At 71.5% G+C, this 16,012-nt stretch carries 18 protein-coding genes; 11 read left to right on the plus strand and 7 right to left on the minus strand.

Annotated elements, in window-relative coordinates:
• The first annotated feature begins 290 nt into the window (after window positions 1–290).
• The gene (locus tag HPT28_RS02225; protein ID WP_308119041.1) at window positions 291–719 is read left to right on the plus strand and encodes an ATP-binding protein; all 429 of its coding nucleotides are present in this window, start codon (window positions 291–293) and stop codon (window positions 717–719) included.
• Between the two features lie 46 nt (window positions 720–765).
• Window positions 766–1,677: a glutaminase gene (locus HPT28_RS02230; protein WP_219088651.1), complete on the plus strand. Its 912-nt coding sequence runs from the start codon at window positions 766–768 to the stop codon at window positions 1,675–1,677.
• A 27-nt stretch (window positions 1,678–1,704) separates the two neighbouring features.
• On the opposite strand, the gene HPT28_RS02235 is transcribed toward HPT28_RS02230, so the two are convergent.
• Genes HPT28_RS02235 through HPT28_RS02245 form a run of 3 tightly spaced genes read right to left on the minus strand, consistent with a single transcriptional unit; the run spans window position 1,705 to window position 4,612 of the window.
• Window positions 1,705–2,019 carry a hypothetical protein gene (locus HPT28_RS02235; protein ID WP_219088653.1) on the minus strand — a complete coding sequence of 105 codons (315 nt, stop codon included), beginning with the start codon at window positions 2,017–2,019 and terminating at the stop codon, window positions 1,705–1,707.
• Window positions 2,020–2,030: 11 nt separating this feature from the next.
• Entirely contained in the window at window positions 2,031–2,999 is a 969-nt protein-coding gene (locus HPT28_RS02240; protein ID WP_219088655.1) for a diacylglycerol kinase, read from the minus strand.
• Complete coding sequence (locus tag HPT28_RS02245; RefSeq protein WP_257577935.1) at window positions 2,996–4,612, minus strand: FAD-binding oxidoreductase; 1,617 nt, start codon at window positions 4,610–4,612, stop codon at window positions 2,996–2,998. The genes HPT28_RS02240 and HPT28_RS02245 overlap by 4 nt, the downstream gene beginning before the upstream one ends.
• 17 nt (window positions 4,613–4,629) lie before the next feature.
• Between HPT28_RS02245 and HPT28_RS02250 the strand changes: the two genes are divergently transcribed.
• The 4 genes from HPT28_RS02250 to HPT28_RS02265 all read left to right on the plus strand — a co-directional run bounded on the left by HPT28_RS02250 (window position 4,630) and on the right by HPT28_RS02265 (window position 8,033).
• Window positions 4,630–5,274, plus strand: coding sequence for a TetR/AcrR family transcriptional regulator (locus HPT28_RS02250; RefSeq protein WP_219088657.1), 645 nt, complete (start codon window positions 4,630–4,632; stop codon window positions 5,272–5,274).
• Window positions 5,271–6,803 (plus strand): glycerol-3-phosphate dehydrogenase/oxidase, encoded by a 1,533-nt coding sequence (locus tag HPT28_RS02255; RefSeq protein ID WP_219088659.1) that lies wholly within the window; start codon window positions 5,271–5,273, stop codon window positions 6,801–6,803. The genes HPT28_RS02250 and HPT28_RS02255 overlap by 4 nt, the downstream gene beginning before the upstream one ends.
• A 144-nt stretch (window positions 6,804–6,947) precedes the next feature.
• Complete coding sequence (locus HPT28_RS02260; RefSeq protein ID WP_219088660.1) at window positions 6,948–7,634, plus strand: NADPH-dependent FMN reductase; 687 nt, start codon at window positions 6,948–6,950, stop codon at window positions 7,632–7,634.
• Between the two features lie 3 nt (window positions 7,635–7,637).
• Complete coding sequence (locus HPT28_RS02265) at window positions 7,638–8,033, plus strand: VOC family protein (RefSeq protein WP_219088662.1); 396 nt, start codon at window positions 7,638–7,640, stop codon at window positions 8,031–8,033.
• Window positions 8,034–8,271: 238 nt separating this feature from the next.
• Here the strand turns inward: HPT28_RS02265 and HPT28_RS02270 are convergent, their stop codons facing one another.
• Both HPT28_RS02270 and HPT28_RS02275 read right to left on the minus strand, forming a co-directional pair.
• Window positions 8,272–9,660, minus strand: coding sequence for a tyrosine-type recombinase/integrase (locus HPT28_RS02270; RefSeq protein WP_308119042.1), 1,389 nt, complete (start codon window positions 9,658–9,660; stop codon window positions 8,272–8,274).
• Window positions 9,661–9,827: 167 nt separating this feature from the next.
• Window positions 9,828–10,094 carry an AlpA family transcriptional regulator gene (locus HPT28_RS02275; protein ID WP_219088666.1) on the minus strand — a complete coding sequence of 89 codons (267 nt, stop codon included), beginning with the start codon at window positions 10,092–10,094 and terminating at the stop codon, window positions 9,828–9,830.
• Between the two features lie 231 nt (window positions 10,095–10,325).
• Here HPT28_RS02275 and HPT28_RS02280 point away from each other — a divergent pair, with 231 nt between their 5' ends.
• Window positions 10,326–10,679: a hypothetical protein gene (locus HPT28_RS02280; RefSeq protein ID WP_219088668.1), complete on the plus strand. Its 354-nt coding sequence runs from the start codon at window positions 10,326–10,328 to the stop codon at window positions 10,677–10,679.
• A 99-nt stretch (window positions 10,680–10,778) separates the two neighbouring features.
• On the opposite strand, the gene HPT28_RS02285 is transcribed toward HPT28_RS02280, so the two are convergent.
• Complete coding sequence (locus HPT28_RS02285) at window positions 10,779–12,155, minus strand: IS1380 family transposase (RefSeq protein ID WP_219088670.1); 1,377 nt, start codon at window positions 12,153–12,155, stop codon at window positions 10,779–10,781.
• Window positions 12,156–12,325: 170 nt separating this feature from the next.
• Here HPT28_RS02285 and HPT28_RS02290 point away from each other — a divergent pair, with 170 nt between their 5' ends.
• The gene (locus HPT28_RS02290; RefSeq protein WP_219088672.1) at window positions 12,326–12,856 is read left to right on the plus strand and encodes a hypothetical protein; all 531 of its coding nucleotides are present in this window, start codon (window positions 12,326–12,328) and stop codon (window positions 12,854–12,856) included.
• Between the two features lie 152 nt (window positions 12,857–13,008).
• The gene (cutA, locus tag HPT28_RS02295; protein ID WP_219088674.1) at window positions 13,009–13,335 is read left to right on the plus strand and encodes a divalent-cation tolerance protein CutA; all 327 of its coding nucleotides are present in this window, start codon (window positions 13,009–13,011) and stop codon (window positions 13,333–13,335) included.
• 51 nt (window positions 13,336–13,386) lie between these two features.
• On the opposite strand, the gene HPT28_RS02300 is transcribed toward cutA, so the two are convergent.
• Window positions 13,387–14,634, minus strand: coding sequence for a helix-turn-helix domain-containing protein (locus HPT28_RS02300; protein WP_219088676.1), 1,248 nt, complete (start codon window positions 14,632–14,634; stop codon window positions 13,387–13,389).
• 253 nt (window positions 14,635–14,887) lie between these two features.
• Here HPT28_RS02300 and HPT28_RS02305 point away from each other — a divergent pair, with 253 nt between their 5' ends.
• The gene (locus HPT28_RS02305; protein WP_257577958.1) at window positions 14,888–15,286 is read left to right on the plus strand and encodes an ATP-binding protein; all 399 of its coding nucleotides are present in this window, start codon (window positions 14,888–14,890) and stop codon (window positions 15,284–15,286) included.
• The gene (locus tag HPT28_RS02310; protein ID WP_219088678.1) at window positions 15,244–15,852 is read left to right on the plus strand and encodes a hypothetical protein; all 609 of its coding nucleotides are present in this window, start codon (window positions 15,244–15,246) and stop codon (window positions 15,850–15,852) included. Before HPT28_RS02305 ends, HPT28_RS02310 begins: the two co-directional genes overlap by 43 nt.
• The last annotated feature ends 160 nt before the right edge of the window (window positions 15,853–16,012 follow it).

Consider the following 16,012-nt stretch of genomic DNA (forward strand, 5'->3'; position numbering starts at 1 on the left):
GCGACTCCGGGCACCAAGGTACGCCGGGGCGCGGAACGCCTCGGACTCTCCCAGGACCCGCGCAGGCTGGCGGGCCTGGTGGCCGACGAGGACGTCGCACGCTTCGCGGCGGCTCTCGTGCGCGCCGCGCTGGACGCGTCGGTCGTCGACGACGTGCGCCGGCAGCGACTCCTGCGCCTCGGGTGGTTGCGGATTCCACCGAGTCGGCCACGCGGAGCGCCGATCGCCGTCATGATGGGGCCATGGCGGGACTGGAGGAGAGGGCGGCCCCGTGTGTGGAGCCTGCCGTCGTGAGTGCGGATCAGGCCAACGCGCTGGAACTGCTGGGTGATCCGACCGAGGACGAGGTGGCCTTCCGTAACCGGCCGGAGTCGGCCTGGCTGGCCCGCCGACTGGCGGCCTCCGTGCTGCAGGGCCGGTGGCGGCTCTCCGCGTCCGTGACCGACGACGCGGTGCTGCTCGTGTCCGAGCTGGTCGGGAACGCCGTGCGGCACACCGGGGCGGAGCACTTCACCCTGCGGATGTACCGTCGGCGCGGCTGGATCCGGGTGGAGGTCCGCGATCCCTCGCGCGGGCTGCCCTGTCTGCTGCCGGTGCGCGACCTGGACATCAGCGGGCGCGGGCTGACCCACGTGCAGCGCCGCTCCCAGCGCTGGGGGGTGGACCTGCTGCCGCGTGGCAAGACCACCTGGTTCGAGATCCGCACCGCCGACCGTTGACGCACCCCTGCCGCCCGCCGCGCCGTTCGGCGGTGACAATGGGCCGGTGATCTACGACGAGTTGCTCGCCCGGGCCCGGGACGCCGCGCTGCCGGTGCTGGGGCAGGGTGCCCCGGCCGACTACATTCCCGCACTCGCCTGCGCCGACCCGCGCGACTTCGGCATGGCCCTGGCCACGGTGGACGGTGAGGTCCACGGCGTGGGGGAGTGGCGCAAGCCGTTCTCGGTGCAGAGCGTGTCCAAGCTGTTCGTCCTCGCCCTCGCCCTCGCCCACGGCGGCACCGCGCTGTGGCGGCGGGTGGGGCGCGAGCCGTCGGGGAACCCGTTCAACTCGCTCATCCAGCTGGAGAGCGAGCACGGCGTGCCGCGCAACCCGTTCATCAACGCGGGCGCCCTCGTCGTCACCGACGCGCTGCTGAGTCTGACCGGGGACGCCGGCGGGGCGGTGGTCGACCTGCTGCGGGCCGAGTCCGGCAACCCGGACCTCGCGGTGGACCCGTCGGTGGCCGCCTCCGAGGCCGCGCACGGGAGCCGCAACGCCGCCCTGGCGCACTTCATGGCCTCGTTCGGCAATCTGCACAACCCGGTGGACGAGGTGCTCTCGCACTACTTCGCACACTGCTCGATCGCCGCGGACTGCCGGGACCTGGCCCTGGCGGGCGGCTTCCTGGCCCGCCACGGGGTGCGGGCCGACGGCACCCGGCTGCTCAGCCGGAGCGACGCGAAGCGGATCAACGCCGTCCTGCTGACCTGTGGCACCTATGACGCCGCCGGGGACTTCGCCTACCGCGTCGGGCTGCCGGGCAAGAGCGGCGTGGGCGGCGGCATCCTCGCCGTCGTACCCGGACGTGGAGCGGTGTGCGCGTGGAGCCCGGGGCTGGACGCGGTGGGGAACTCGGTGGGGGCGATGGCCGCCCTGGAGGACTTCACCACCCGTTCCGACTGGTCGGTCTTCTGAAACGGCCTCTCCTGGGCGCCCCACCGCTCAGCGGTGGTAGCGGCGGCGGTCGGTCATGGCGCGGCGGCGCCGGTCGTTGCACAGCAGGCACTTGCCCCAGCCCGGCGGAAGCGGATCCTCCTTGTCCCCGTACAGCGGGTCGACCGCGCCCATCGGGTGCTCCCGGCAGCCCGTCGTGCCGCCGTGGGCGCCCTGCAGCGCGCGCACGGCGCCGAGCGCGCGCTGCAGGGCGTCCGCCACCTCGTCGAGCTGGTCGGCGGGCGGCTGCGCTTCCAGGTTGAACACGATGTCGCCCGCGGTGCTCAGCGCGTTCTGCAGCTCCCGTACCTCTGAGTGGCTCATATCAGTGGAGGCTAGCGGCCCGCACCGACATCCCGTCCCGCGCCCGTGGCGGACGCGGGCACGATGACGTCGACGGCGCCGGGTACCGCCTCCACGCGCACCGGCAGCCGCGCGAGCGGCTCGCCGTCGGCCGTGGCGAGCATGTCGGCCGTCTCCAGCGTGAGACCGCGGGTGTGGAAGGTGCGCACGTCCGGCCGCTCGACGTGGCCGCCGCTCTGCATCAGCGGGAAGTAGCGCACGAGCTTGGCGCGGCTCAGGGCGGGGACGACCGTGACGGACAGCCGTCCGTCGTCCGGTACGGCGTGCGGGCAGATCGGCATGCCCCCGCCGTACGTCGTCGTGTTGCCCACGGCGATCAGCGTGGCCTCCACCTCCTCGCGCCGGCCGTCCAGCTCCAGGACGAAGGGGCGGGGCCGCAGGACGCCCAGTTCGGCGAGGATGGCCAGCCGGTAGCGGGCCTGGCCGCGCGGCCAGCGCATGCGGTTGGCGCGCTCCAGCACCAGCGAGTCGAAGCCGCTGGTCATCACGGTGCCGAACCAGTGGCCCGGGCCCTCCGCGCCGCCGGGCCCGGTGACGCGGCCCAGGTCGATCGTGCGGCGGACACCGCCGAGCAGGGCCTCGGCCGCGGCGAGCGGGTCCCCCCGGGGTATGCCGAGGACGCGGGCGAAGTCGTTGCCGGTGCCGGCGGGCAGCACGGCCAGGGCGGTGCGCGTGCCCGCCACCTCCTGGAGGGCGAGGTGGACCATGCCGTCCCCGCCGGCGACGGCCAGCACGTCGTCCCCGGCCTCGACGCACGCTCTGGCCTTGGCCCGGGCCTCCTTGGCGTTCCGTCCGGCGACGACGTCGACCTCGACCCCGGCGCTCAGGACCCGGCGGCCCGCCGCCGCGGCGATCTGCTCGCCCGTGCGCCCGCCGGAGGCCGGGTTGACCAGGACCGTGACCCGTCGCGGGACGCGCCCGCCGGGCCCGGGGGCGCTCACGGCCGCTCCGGGATCAGCTTGCCGGGGTTGAGGATGCCCGTCGGGTCCAGGACGCCCTTCACGGCTCGCAGCACCTCCAGTCCGAGTCCGCCGATCTCGGCCTCCATCCACGGCAGGTGGTCGGCGCCGACGGCATGGTGGTGGCTGATGGTAGCGCCGCAGGCGGCGATCGCGTCCCCCGCCGAGCGCTTGGCCCGCAGCCACCGGGCCAGCGGGTCGTCTCCGGCCGCCGCGACGACGGTGAAGTACAGCGAGGCGCCCTCGGGGTAGACGTGCGAGATGTGGCAGTTGACGACGGGCGGCTTGCCGTCGGTGGTGAGCGTGCCGGTGAGGGCCTCGGTGACGGCCTGCCGCAGCTTCGGCAGGTTGGACCAGGTGGTGGCTGTCTCCAGGGTCTCGGCCAGGACGCCCGCCCCCAGCAGGGCGTCGCGCAGGTAGGGGCCCGAGTAGCGGCTGTGCCGCCAGTGCGCGACGGGCTCGGTGCCCAGCTCGGTGCCGCCTGCGGCCCGCAGGGTGGCGGCGGTCAGCTCCCGCAGGGCGGCCACCTGACCGGCCTCCCCCTCGTGGGCGATCACGGCGAGACAGCCGGGCACGGCCTCCTCGCCGGAGAGCGCGGAGTTGACGAACGTCTCCGTCTCGTCGGACAGCCGCACGAGCGTGGGCCGCACGCCGCTCTGGGCCACGGCCCGCAGGGCCGCGGTGCCGGTGGCGAAGTCGGGGAAGGACCAGGCCTCGTCGAGCTGTTCCGCGGGGCGGGGGCGCACGCGGAGCGTCACCTCGGTGATGACGCCGAGGGTGCCCTCCGAACCGAGGAGGAGCTGGCGCAGGTCGGGGCCCGCGGCGCTGCCGGGGGAGCGGCCCAGGTCGAGGGTGCCGCTGGGGGTGGCCACCCGCAGGCTGAGCACCATGGCCTCGAAGCGGCCGTACCCGGCCGAGGACTGGCCGGAGGAGCGCGTGGCGGCGTAGCCGCCGATGGTGGCGTACTCGTAGCTCTGCGGCTGGTGGCCGAGGGTCAGGCCGTGCGCGGCGAGCAGCTCCTCGGCCCGCGGGGTGCGCAGGCCCGCCTGGAGGGTCGCGGTGCGGGCGACGTCGTCCACGTCCACGAGCCGGTCCAGGCGGCGCAGGTCGAGCGCGACGAGTGCGCCGAACCGCCCGCGCAGGGGCTCCACGCCGCCGACGACGCTGGTGCCGCCGCCGAAGGGCACGACGGCGACGGCGTGCTCGGCGCAGGCCCGCAGTACGGCCTCGACCTCGGCGTGGTCGGCGGGGAGCAGGACGGCGTCGGGCGCGGCCTCGACGTCACCGGCCCGGCGGCGCAGCAGGTCGGGCGTGCTCTTGCCGCCGGTGTGCAGCACGCGGGCGCCGTCGTCGGTGCGGACGTGCTCGGCGCCGAGCACGGACTCCAGCGCGGTGCGGGCGGCGTCGGGCAGTGCGCAGGGCGGGAGGACGAGCTCCTCCGCCTCGACGCCCGGGCTCGGGCGCAGGGGGGCGCCGAGCACCTCGCCGACGAGTCCGCGCACGGACTCGGGCAGGGAGGTGGCCTGCGCGGGATCGCCCCAGGCGTTCCATGACATGTCGGTGTTCGCGCCGACGCGGTGAGTGGGTTCCGTCATGCGTTACAGTGTTGCACATGATGTCAATCAGTAACTCGGCTGACGGGGCGGACGAGCAGAACGGCGAGTCGGCGGCCGACCCGCTGGCGGACACGCTGCTGGACGCGGCGCGCGAGTCCATCGCCACGTTCGGGCTGCGCCGCCTCACCCTCACCGACATCGCCCGGCGTGCCGGAGTGAGCCGTCCGACCATCTACCGCCGCTGGCGGGACGTCGACACCCTCGTCGGCGACCTGCTGACCCGGGAGATGCGCACCGTCCTGCTCGCCGCCGTTCCGCACGCCACCGCCGAGGGGCACGACGGCCGCACCCGGCTCGTCGCCGGAGCCGCCCGCATCGTTCGCGCGCTGCGCCACCACGCCCTGCTCGCCCGCATCCTCGACACCGAGCCGGAGCTGCTGGTCACCTACACCTTCCAGCGCCTCGGCTCCAGCCAGCGCAACGCCCTGGAGTTCGTCGGGGAGCAGGTGCGCGCCGGGCAGGCGGACGGCTCGATCCGCGCCGGGGAACCGGCCGCCCTGGCCCGCATGGTCATGCTCGTCGTCCAGACCACCGTCCAGTCCTGGCGGCTCGTCGACGACGTCCTGCCGGAGGACCGGCTCGCCGCCGAACTGCGCCACATGCTCGACGCCTACCTCCGCCCCGAGGAGGGGACCCCGTGAGCACCCCCGACCCCCGCACCTCCCTCAACGCCGCCCGGCGCACCCGCGAACTCCGCGAACTCGGCGAGCACCCGCACGTCGACCTCCTCGTCGTCGGCGGCGGCGTCACCGGCACCGGCATCGCCCTCGACGCCGCGTCCCGCGGCCTGAGCGTCGTCCTCGCCGAGAAGCACGACCTGGCCTTCGGCACCAGCCGCTGGAGCTCCAAGCTGGTCCACGGCGGTCTGCGCTACCTCGCCACCGGCCAGCTCGGCATCGCCCACGAGAGCGCCCGTGAACGGCACCTCCTCATCACCCGCACCGCGCCCCACCTCGTCCGCGCGCTGCCGATGCTGCTGCCGCTCCACGACGCCGTCGGCCGCCTCGACTCGGCCGTCCTGCGCGCGGGCTTCCTCCTCGGCGACGCACTGCGGCTGAGCGCGGGCACCCCCGGGCGCACCCTCCCCGCCGCCCGCCGCGTCTCCCGCCGCCGCGCCCTGGACCTCGCCCCCGGGCTGCGCCCCGAGGGGCTGCGCGGCGGCCACCTCGCCCACGACGGCCAGCTCGTCGACGACGCCCGGCTCGTCGTCGCCCTCGCCCGCACCGCCGCCGGGCACGGCGCCCGCGTCCTCACCCGCTGCGGCGCCGAGGAACTGCGCGGCGACAGCGCCGTCCTGCGCGACGAGCTGACCGGAGAGCGGCTGGAGATCCGGGCCCGCGCCGTCGTCAACGCCACCGGTGTCTGGGCCGGGCAGCTCGTGCCCGACGTGCGGCTGAGCCCCAGCCGGGGCAGCCACCTCGTCCTGCCCGGGGAGGTCTTCGGCGGCCTCCGCAGCGCCCTGACCATCCCCATCCCCCGCGGCCGGGGCCGCTTCGCCCTCGTCCTCCCGCAGCCGGACGGCCGCGTCTACGCCGGGCTGACCGACGAACCCCAGGACGGCCCGGTGCCCGACGTGCCCACCGCGCCCGAGGACGACGTCACCTTTCTCCTCGACGCCGTCAACACCGTCCTGGCCCGCCCGCTGACCCGCGCCGACGTCCTGGGGACCTTCGCCGGGCTGCGCCCCCTGCTCCGGGCCCGCGGCGGCGACACCGCCGACCTCTCCCGCAAGCATGCCGTCCTCACCTCGGCGGACGGGGTGATCACCGTCGTCGGCGGCAAGCTCACCACGTACCGGCGCATGGCCGAGGACGCCGTCGACACCGCCGCCGCCAACGCCGCCCTCCCGGTGCGGCCCTGCCGTACCCGCAACCTCCCGCTCGTCGGCGCCGGCGCGCCCACCGGGCCGGAGGCGTCCGCGCCCGCCCGCCTGGTGGCCCGCTACGGCACCGAGGCCCGGGCCGTCCTCGCCGAGGCGGCGGGCCGCCCCGACCTCCTCGAACCCGTCGCCGCCGGGATCACCGGGGCCGAGCTGCGCTTCGCCGTCCGCCACGAGGGCGCCCTCGACGAGGCCGACCTCCTCGAACGCCGCACCCGCGTGGCCCTGGTCCCCGAAGACCGCGAGGCAGCCCGGGCCGCCGCCCGCGCTCTCCTGACGGAGGACGGATGAACGTCTTGTGTGAGCGGTTGACGGCCTGCTGGAGCCGCGCCACTGTCCGGCGTGGCGGGTGTCCGCGGCGCCCGGCCCAGCACTACGCTGCGGCAGGTGGAGAGCCCAGACACCCCCGTTGCCCCGCAGGAGGGGCGGGCCGGCATGACATCACCGTCCGCTCCGCCCGACGGCGCGGACGGCTCGTCCGACGAGCCCCTGCGGGTTTTCGTGCTGTCCGGGTCCTCCCGCGAGGCTTCGGTGAACTCCCGCCTTGCCCGTCTGACGGCGCGTCTCGTCGCCCGGAGGGGTGTCGAAACGGAGTTCGCGACCGTCCGTGACACCGTCCTGCCGGTCTACGACGGCGACGACGAGGCCGCCCACGGGCCCCCGGAGCCGGCGGCGGTCCTTCGCGACCGGATCCGGCAGGCGGACGCGATGGTCATCGCCTCCCCCGAGTACAACGCGTCGGTGCCCGGCGTGGTGAAGAACGCCGTGGACTGGGTCTCCCGGTTCCGCCCACAGCCGTTCAAGGACAAGCAGACCCTGCTGGTCTCCGCCTCTCCCTCGCTGGTCGGGGGCAACCGGGGCCTGTGGGCGCTGCGTGTCCCACTGGAGCATCTCGGTGCGCGTGTCTACCCGGACATGTTCAGCCTGGCCGAGGCGCATCAGGCCTTCGCGGAGAGCGGCGACCTCCACGACCAGGGGCTGCAGGAGCGGCTCACGTCCACGGTGGACTGCTTTCTCGAACTCGTCGAGGCCGACGTGCGCTACCCCGCGCTCCGGCACCGCTGGTACGAGTTCCCCGGCGACCGCTCCGACGCCCCCGTGACACTGCGCGCCGAGGGCTGAGGGATGGCGTTCCCCTCCGGTGTGGAGCTGACCCACATCCTGGTCGTCGGGGACCTGGACCGTTCCCACGCCTTCTACCGGGACGTCGTCGGCGCCGAGTCCGTCCGGGAGTACGGCGGCACCAGTGCCGTGCTGCGGCTGGCGGGGACGTGGCTGCTGCTGGTCACCGGCGGCGGGCCGACGCCGGACAAGCCGGGTGTGTTCTTCGCCCCGCCGTCCGATCCGGCGAGGGTCTCCCACGCGATGACCTTCCGTGTCGAGGACTGCCGGGGCGCCTATGCCACCCTCCGTTCCCGGGGGGCGGAGTTCCTGACCGCCCCCGTCGACAGGGGCGGGGAGGTCCGCTGCTTCTTCCGGGATCCGGACGGGCACCTGCTGGAGCTGAGCGAGGTCCGCTGAGGGACGGTCGCCTCTGCGGTGGTGCGCGACGGCCTGCCCTTCCCACTCCGGCGACAGGCGACGTCGAGCAGGACACGCTCCCCGGGGACGTGACCCTGAGCAGCTGTTGTCCTCCCGCGCGGGATCCATGCGTTTCACGTCTGTCCCGGGGAAGGTTCCAGGGACCTTCCGCTCGCAGGGGCAGAGGTGGCCCTGACCAGCGCTGAAAGGAACGAAAGCGCTGGTCAGGGCCCATCCGCTAACACTCGATGATGTTCACCGCGAGGCCGCCGCGGGCGGTCTCCTTGTACTTGACGGACATGTCCGCCCCCTGTCGCGCTATGCCTTTGACCTGCATGTTCGAGGGTATCCGAGGGGTACTCGGCACCGGCAGGGACTTCTCAGGGACTTTCGGCCGCGAGGGACCTTGCAGCCAGGCGTCCATGGCGGCGAGGCCGCGCTGCCCCGCACCGGGCATGAAGTGAGCGTAGTGGTCGAGCGTGACCTTCGGCGTCGAGTGCCCGAGCCACTTGGAGAGGCTGACGATCGACTCGCCGGCCTCCAGCTGCACGCTCGCGTACGTGTGGCGGAGGACGTGGAACATGTCCTCGCGCGGAGCGGCGTAGCGCGGTACCCGACGAACCCGGTTGCCGTCGTGTCGCACCTTCTCGCCCACTGGCTTGATCAGCCCGGCGGCGGCGAGCGCACGCTTCCAGCTGCGGTCGTTCCAGGTGCGGTAGTAGATGCGGTTGCCGTGCGAAGAGGTGAGGATCAGGTCGACGGTGATCGGCTTCCGTTGACGCTCCTCGAGCGCGGTGGACGGAGCCTCGGGGTTCCGCCACGGGAGCGTGCAGGGAGTCGACGGGAACCGGCGGAAGTGAGAGCGCGCCCTCACCGCCAGGTTGGCCGGCAGCGGGACATCGCGGATCTTGCGCCCCTTGGGGAGCGAGAAGTAAGGGCGTCCCTTGATGTCCCACCTGAGCTGGCGGCGGACGTGAACGACGCCAGCCTCGAAGTCGAAATCCTCCTCGGCGAGACCGAACGCTTCGCCTTGGCGCAGCCCGAGGCCGATGCCGAGGTCCACCGCGATCTGGTAGCGGTCCTGCAGCTCCGCGCGGACGGTATCGACGACCTCCCTCGACCACGCCTTCGCCTTGCTGTCGGTCGCACGCGGCGGCTTGACGCTGTTCTTGGCCTTCATCGGGTTGCGGAGCAGGCGTTGGTCGTCGACGGCACTCCCGAGTATCGACGACAGATGCCCCCAGATCACCTCCGCTGTCGACTCCTCCACCCTCGCGAGGAGCGCGGCCTTGAAGGTCCGCAGAGCCGAGGCGTCGATCTCGCGCAGTGCGTAGTCGCCCATCAACGGGATGATGTGGTTCCAGATGCGGCTGCGCATCGGGTCCGCCGTCGAGGGCTCGTCGGACCGGCCGGCCCACCAGTGGTCGACGATGTAGTCGGCGAGAAGGATCTCCCCCTTGCGGGGATCGACGAATTCGCCACGGCTGGAGTCGGTCTTGGCGCTCGCGAGCCACCGTTTGGCGTCCTCGCTCGTCTCGAACGACCGGTCCTGGATGCCGGGAATGCCCTTGACCCGGTAGCGCTTGCCGGTGCCGTAGATCGCTGTCCGCTCCCGCTTCCCGGTCACCTTGTCGGGGCGCTTCTTCAGCCATCGGTCCTCTATGTAACCCGCCATGACGGGGCCCTCCAGTGGTACGTGATCATGAACTGGTCAGTGCCAACACGTCCTGCGGCACGTTCCAATCCACGTTTCGAGGATCTCTTTCGGGGAGCGCGGACGCGGGAGCCGCCGTGTCACCTTGCTGTCCTCGAGCGCCGTTGCGGCTTCCGGTTCAGCGGGTCGAGGGCACGGTTGGAACGGGAATCCGCTCGCTCCTGGTCGCAGACCCACTCGTCGAGCGCCGTGATCCGGTACATCACGCGCCGCCCCATGCGGAAGCTGGGCGGACCCTGTCGGCGGTGTCGCCAGACGTACAGCGTGTTGGGGGAGATGCCGAGGTACTCGGCGGCCCTCGGGAGGTTCAGGAAGGCAGTCTCTTGTGCTCCGCTCGGCTCAGGCATGGGTCGACTCCTGTCGTGTGTGGCGATGACAGGACGAGATTCCAGAGAAAGGGCGAGTTGGGCGAACCGGATTCTTGAGATAGAGGGGGCGGCACTGAGGTGGAACTTGTGATGCCGTAGCAGCTGACGGTGGTTGTCGGCTGCGCCAAGGCTGAGGCATGGGATGTGTAAACGAGGGCGGGGCCGAACGCTGAACGGCAGGAGCCTCGCGGGGAGTTAGGACTACGAGCGGTGGAGCGTTTCGCCGTGGGTGAAGGCGAGCTCGGTGATGGCCAAGGACCTAGAGAAGCCCTATTCTTGCTGTTCAGAGGCACGTCTCGCCTGCGTGACCACCCGTCGGGCAGCTCGCTTCACGAAAGCGCGAGCTTAGCGGTCAAACTGCGGGGCGGCGCAGAACTGACCCAGAACGGAGACGCCGTGACGGACCTCCCCGATGAGGGCCAGCCCATCGAAGCCGTATCGACGGTGTACAGCGGCACCACCTTCCGTTCTCGGCTCGAAGCCGACTGGGCCAGCACCCTAGCCTCGATCTTTCGTGACGGGCCGTCGACGAAGTCGGTGGACCGTTTTCGTGTTCTGGGCTGAGGGCGGGCAGGGCGAGTGCCCGAGTGTCGTCTCGGGGTGGCGCCGGGTTCCACTTGCCCGGGTGGTGAGGTGCTGTCGTTGGGTCGGGGAGTTGGCTGGTCAGCCGGGGTTCGGTAGGAGTGCGAGCCGTTCGAGTGCGGTGGTGATGTGGCTGGTCCAGGGCCAGTGCTGGGCCAGGCGGAGGATTCGCCGGCGGCTGGTGGTCACGAGCTGTCCGGCCGCGGTGAACAGGCGAAGCCGCAGGCGGCGGGGCTCCCAGAGACGGGCCTTGCCGGTCAGCGCGAGCATCGGCATCCAGGCCAGCAGGTCGAGAGCGATCTGGACGATCTCCAGCCAGATCCGGTTCTGGGTGGTGCGGTGAAGGGGCAGGTTGCGCAGGCCGGTGGCCCGGGCGGCCCGGATGCGGTCCTCGGCTCTGGCCCGCAGTCGGTGACGGAGCTCGAGTTCGGCGATCGGCCGGCCGGTGGTGTTGGTGGCGAAGCAGGTCAGCCTCATGCCGTCCGCGTCCGTGAGTCTCAACTGGGCTCCGGGATGTGGTCGTTCCTTGCGGACGATCAACCGCATGCCCTTCGGCCAGCCGTCCAGGACATCGCCGGTGAGCTCGGCGACCCAGGCCCCGTCCCGGACCTCGCCATCCGCTTCGACGGCCGGCGTCCAGGCCGAAGCGGGCACCTTCAGGACATGCTGGTGGATAGCCTCGGTGATCACCATGCCGACCGAGTAGGACAGCCACCGCCCCCGCCGGGACAGCCAGGCCACGAAGTCGTGGGTGCCGCCCGCGGAATCCGTGCGGACCAGTGTCTTCCTGCCCCGACGGAACCTGGCCGGCAGTTGGGCCAGGGCGAGTTGGGCGGCGGTGATGTGGTCGGCGGCCGTGTTCGAGCCCGCGTTGCCCGGCCTGAGCAAAGCCGCGACCGGCTCCCCGGTGCCGCCCGGCCCGTGGTCGACGAATCCCATCAACGGATGATGCCCGTAAGTCCGCTTCCAGGTCGGCGCCGCGTCCTCCTTGCCCGAGTGGGCGACCACCAGCACACCGTCGAGGTCCACGGTCACCGTCCCGTCCGCATCAGGCGCGTGGCCGTCGGCCAGCTCCCAGACCCGCTGACGGGCTTCGGCCCGGGCCGAACGGATCGCTGCCAAAGCCTTCTCGCCGGAGGCGGCGAGGGCGTCAACGAGGCGCGAGACCGTGGGGTCGGAGGCGACCGGCCCGAACACGGCCGGCTCGGCCCGCAGCATGCCGACCTCCGCGAGGCAGTCCCCACCCAGCGCGACCGCCAGGGCCACGTCCAGCAGGATCTTGCCCGGATCGTGCACCGCCCGAGGCTTCCGCCACGGCGTCAGCGCCGCTGATATCGCGGTGTCCAGGCCGGCCTTGCGGACGGTCTCGACCAGCAGCACGCCCCCGGCCTGCGAGACCACCGCCCGTCCGCCGCCCTCGATACGAACACGCGGGTAGGACCCGATACGCTTCTTCACCTGGAGAGTGCTTCTTCCCTTGCGCCGACTTGGACCCTAGACAAGTCCCATCGTTGCAGGTCAGGAGCACTCTCCGCTTATTTGGTCAAGCCTCGGACACCCCACCCCGTGAAAGCGCGAGGCTAGACACCCAAGGCATCCTCTGGCAGTACGAGCCCGAGCAAATCACCTTGCCGTCAGGGGCGCGTTACCTGCCGGACTTCTGGCTGCCCGAGATCGGGACATGGCTTGAGGTCAAGGGGCCAGCCACCCCCCGCAAGGAGAAAGCCGTCGAGCTGGGCACGGCGCGTGCCTGCCGTTGCGACGGCCGCTGCACCTGCGCGTGGCCCGGTGGCGAGATGGTCCTCCTTGGCTGGGTCGCGGAACGCACCCACGGCGACATCAACGTGGCTCGCAGCCGCTCGGGCTACGCCAGCTGGGCCGCCGCTCACGGGCCCAGCGCGTACTTCGCGTTGTGCCCCTGGTGCGGGCTCAGACAGTGGATCACCCTGCGCCGTCCGTGGAAGTGCCGCGCCTGTCGCCGCAGTCTGGAAAGCGAGGAGCTGTACCAGCCCCACGACCGTGTGCTGCCCTTCGGGAGCGACTCGGGGTGGTCTCCTGCGGACACGGTGGCCATCCGCAGGGAGATCGCCGAACAGATAGCTGAGGCAGAGGCCGCCGACTCGGAGGACTCTCGCTCGGCGGCCCCGTACGAAGAGTGAGGGCGTTGGGCGCGCGATGCTCGCCCACTCGCGTGGTGAAGGTCAACCCTCGGCAGGCACCGACTGGGCGCCGCGCGGGCCTCTACCCCTCTCGCTGGCCTGCATCGAACACATGGGTAGGGTCGCGGTACCCGAGCTGGAGAGGTAGCCGCATGGACCCCGAGATCGTAATCGCGCAGACGACGAGTGACGACGAGGAGCAGGCGAAGACCCTCGCCAGAGGCGCCGTTGAGAGCAAACTGGCGGCGGGCGTTCACATCGATGCGCCCATCACCGCCTTCTACTGGTGGCAGGGGGAGGTCGAAGCGGCTCAGGAGTGGCGGATCTCCTACATGACGTCGTCGGATCGCCTCCCCGCGCTGGAGGCATGGCTGCACGAGAGGCACCCGTACGACGTCCCCCAGTGGATCACGCTGCCGGTGACCGGAGGGTCGGAGGCGTACTTGTCCTGGGTCGTCGACGAGACGCGCCCGCGGTAAAGGTCTCCACTACAGCGTGTCGCCCTCACCGAGCCTGTGCGCTGGGACGCTTCACAGCGTCGCGAACGACAGCAGGTGGCTGGCCAGGTCATGCTCGGTGTCGGGGAGCCCGGTAGCGATGGCCTGCGCCCGCTGGCGGCCCATGGTGTTGGGCTTCGACTCCGCCGCTGCTGCGAACTGGTGCGCGACGTAGGCCCCGCGGTCTACGTCGCCGCCGCGCAGAAGGGCGGACGCCAGGTCCCCCAGGACGACCACACCGGACTCGGGTAGTGCACCGCCGAGGCGCTCGACTGCGGAGTCGGCCGTGGCCGTCAGCTCCTGACGCTTGAGTTCGCCGTAGACCGAGAGGGTTAAGGAGTCCATCCGGTACGGCGTCACGAAGCGGACCCACGCCTGCTCGCTCGTATGGTCGGCGAAGTCATAGGCGAACTTGGCTTGGTCCAGCGCGCGAAGGGCGCCAGCGTCATCGCCTGACTGGGCGGCCTCCTCGGCATACCGGCCCAGGGCCCACGCTGCGGCTGTCGCATTGCCACGTCCGCGTACGTCCTGAGCTGCCTGCGAAAGCATCTCCAGCGCCTTCGCGGGGCTGGGGGCACCGTAGCTCGCGTAGCCCAGAGCCAGGGCGCGCAGAGGGGGGTGTCCAGCCTTCTTCGCGCACTCCGAGGTCACTCCGTAATAGGAGGCGGCCTTGTCGTGCTCGCCGAGGTCCCAGGCAACCCATCCGGCAAGAGCTGCGGTCTCTCCCGCCGCGATGGTCAGCGCTCGCTCGTGGGTTCCGGCGCGGGGAAGGGCTGCGGTGATCGCGTCCACGTGCGCCTCGACCCGAGACTGCAGGCTGAGCGCGCTCTCGTTCAGCTCGTCCACGTGCAAGCGGGCCGCGTGATCAATAAGCACCCCCGCTGACTCAGGGTCGATCTTGGAACCCTTGCTGAGTGCGTAGGCCAGCCGGCCCCACGGCTCGGCAGCCGCAGCCGCACCCACGGCTGCGCCTCCCAACAGCGTTCGGCGTTTCACGTCGTCCAGGTCCTCCGCCTCGGCCTTGTTCTTCTCTCGCCGCCTGGCGCGGGCGGCTCTCGCCTCGCGCAGCAGCGGCTCCAGCGGGACGCCACAAGCCAAAGCGATGTTCCCCAGGGTGTGGTCCGTCGGAACGTTGGCACCGTTCTCGTACCGGTTGACCTCTCGGCGGGTCATCGTTGCCCGGCCGGAAGCGGCGTTGATCGCACCGGCCTGCTCGTCCTGCGTCCGATTCGCGTTACGCCGCAGGTGACGGAGCAGCTCGGCAAATGGATCCACTGCCATGAGTCTGACCCCTATCCGTGGGAGAAAGCCAATACTCCCTCAACTCCCCCTGTTTTCCCCCCTTGACAAGGATTTCCCCCTCTGGTTTCCCCTGTTCCGGATCGCGCAGCCACGGTGCGATGTGCACATGACCACGCACCGGACAGCAACGCCACCCCGACCTGGGGGCTACGACGGTGGCGCCCACGTCGTCGGCGCCGCGACCGCTCGGTGTCCGCTGGCCTCCCACGTCTTCGAGATGGCCATGGAGCCGATGGAAGTGCACGTTGCTCAAGCACGACGAACCACGGCCACCGTGCTGAAGCAGTGGTCGTTGCCGAACGCGCCGGCAGAGGACGCCCGACTCGTCGTCTCGGAGTTGGTGTCCAACGCGATCATCCACGGTTCCGGGGATGTCCGGCTGCGACTGCGACTGCGACACGACGATCACGAGCTTCGAATCCGAGTCACCGACGACAGCACCGTACCGGCGAGGCGACGACGTGCAAGTGCCGCTGGCCTCGGTGGTCGAGGGCTGCACCTCGTCGCCTGCCTGTCGCTTCGGTGGGGCGTTGCGGACGGCGGCCGAACTACGTACGCGGTCATCCCGACTCTCACGGAGGCACCTCTATGTCGCCGCACGACGCAGTCAAGCACGGACCCGATGTGTTGAGCCTCGCTTCCTTCGACCTGGGGCATGAGAAGCACACGGGCGGCGGGGCGCCGATTGCTCGCAATGAACACCCGAGATGGCCCTGCACCTCCCCCCGGGTAAAGTGCCAGTCCCGAGCTGGCCAACTCCGAGGCGTCCGTAAGCACTTCTACCGTCAGGTCATCGACACGCAGGCCGATCAGCCGCTGCGCGTGCTGGCGTACAGCTTGGTACCGAGTCCGAGGGCCCGGCCTGACGAGGACTGGGGGACGCTCCAGGCTGAGGCCGACCAGCTCGGTTACGCGATCGCCGCCCGGCTCCACGATGTGGCCGTCCCGGTGGCCACGACGTACTTCCCAGCATCCAGTGCGAGCCAGGGCGTCTACACGCCGCCATGGGATCGACCTGGTTGGCGGGAAGCCGAGCGGCAGCTCCGAGAGGGCTTGGCCGACGGCGTGATCGTCCTCGACCGGCACAACATCAGCTCTGACGACGACGAGTACCACGCCGTGATCAAACACCTGGGCGAGCACTGCAGGGCGTTTCTCCACCTCGTGATCTCCGAGGAGCCCGTCGCGCCGACTTGAAGGCGTCCACTGCGCTGGATGGACAGGAAGGGCTGGGGTTGGCGGCAGATCAGCGCCCAAGTCGTTCTGATCGCCACTGTGACCGTCGCGCTCGCCTTGCTCTTCAAATACACCTGACTGAGGGCTGACCATGCCTTTTGAGCAACACATTGATCGTGCG

Source organism: Streptomyces sp. JJ38, from assembly GCF_019303475.1.
Lineage (GTDB): Bacteria > Actinomycetota > Actinomycetes > Streptomycetales > Streptomycetaceae > Streptomyces.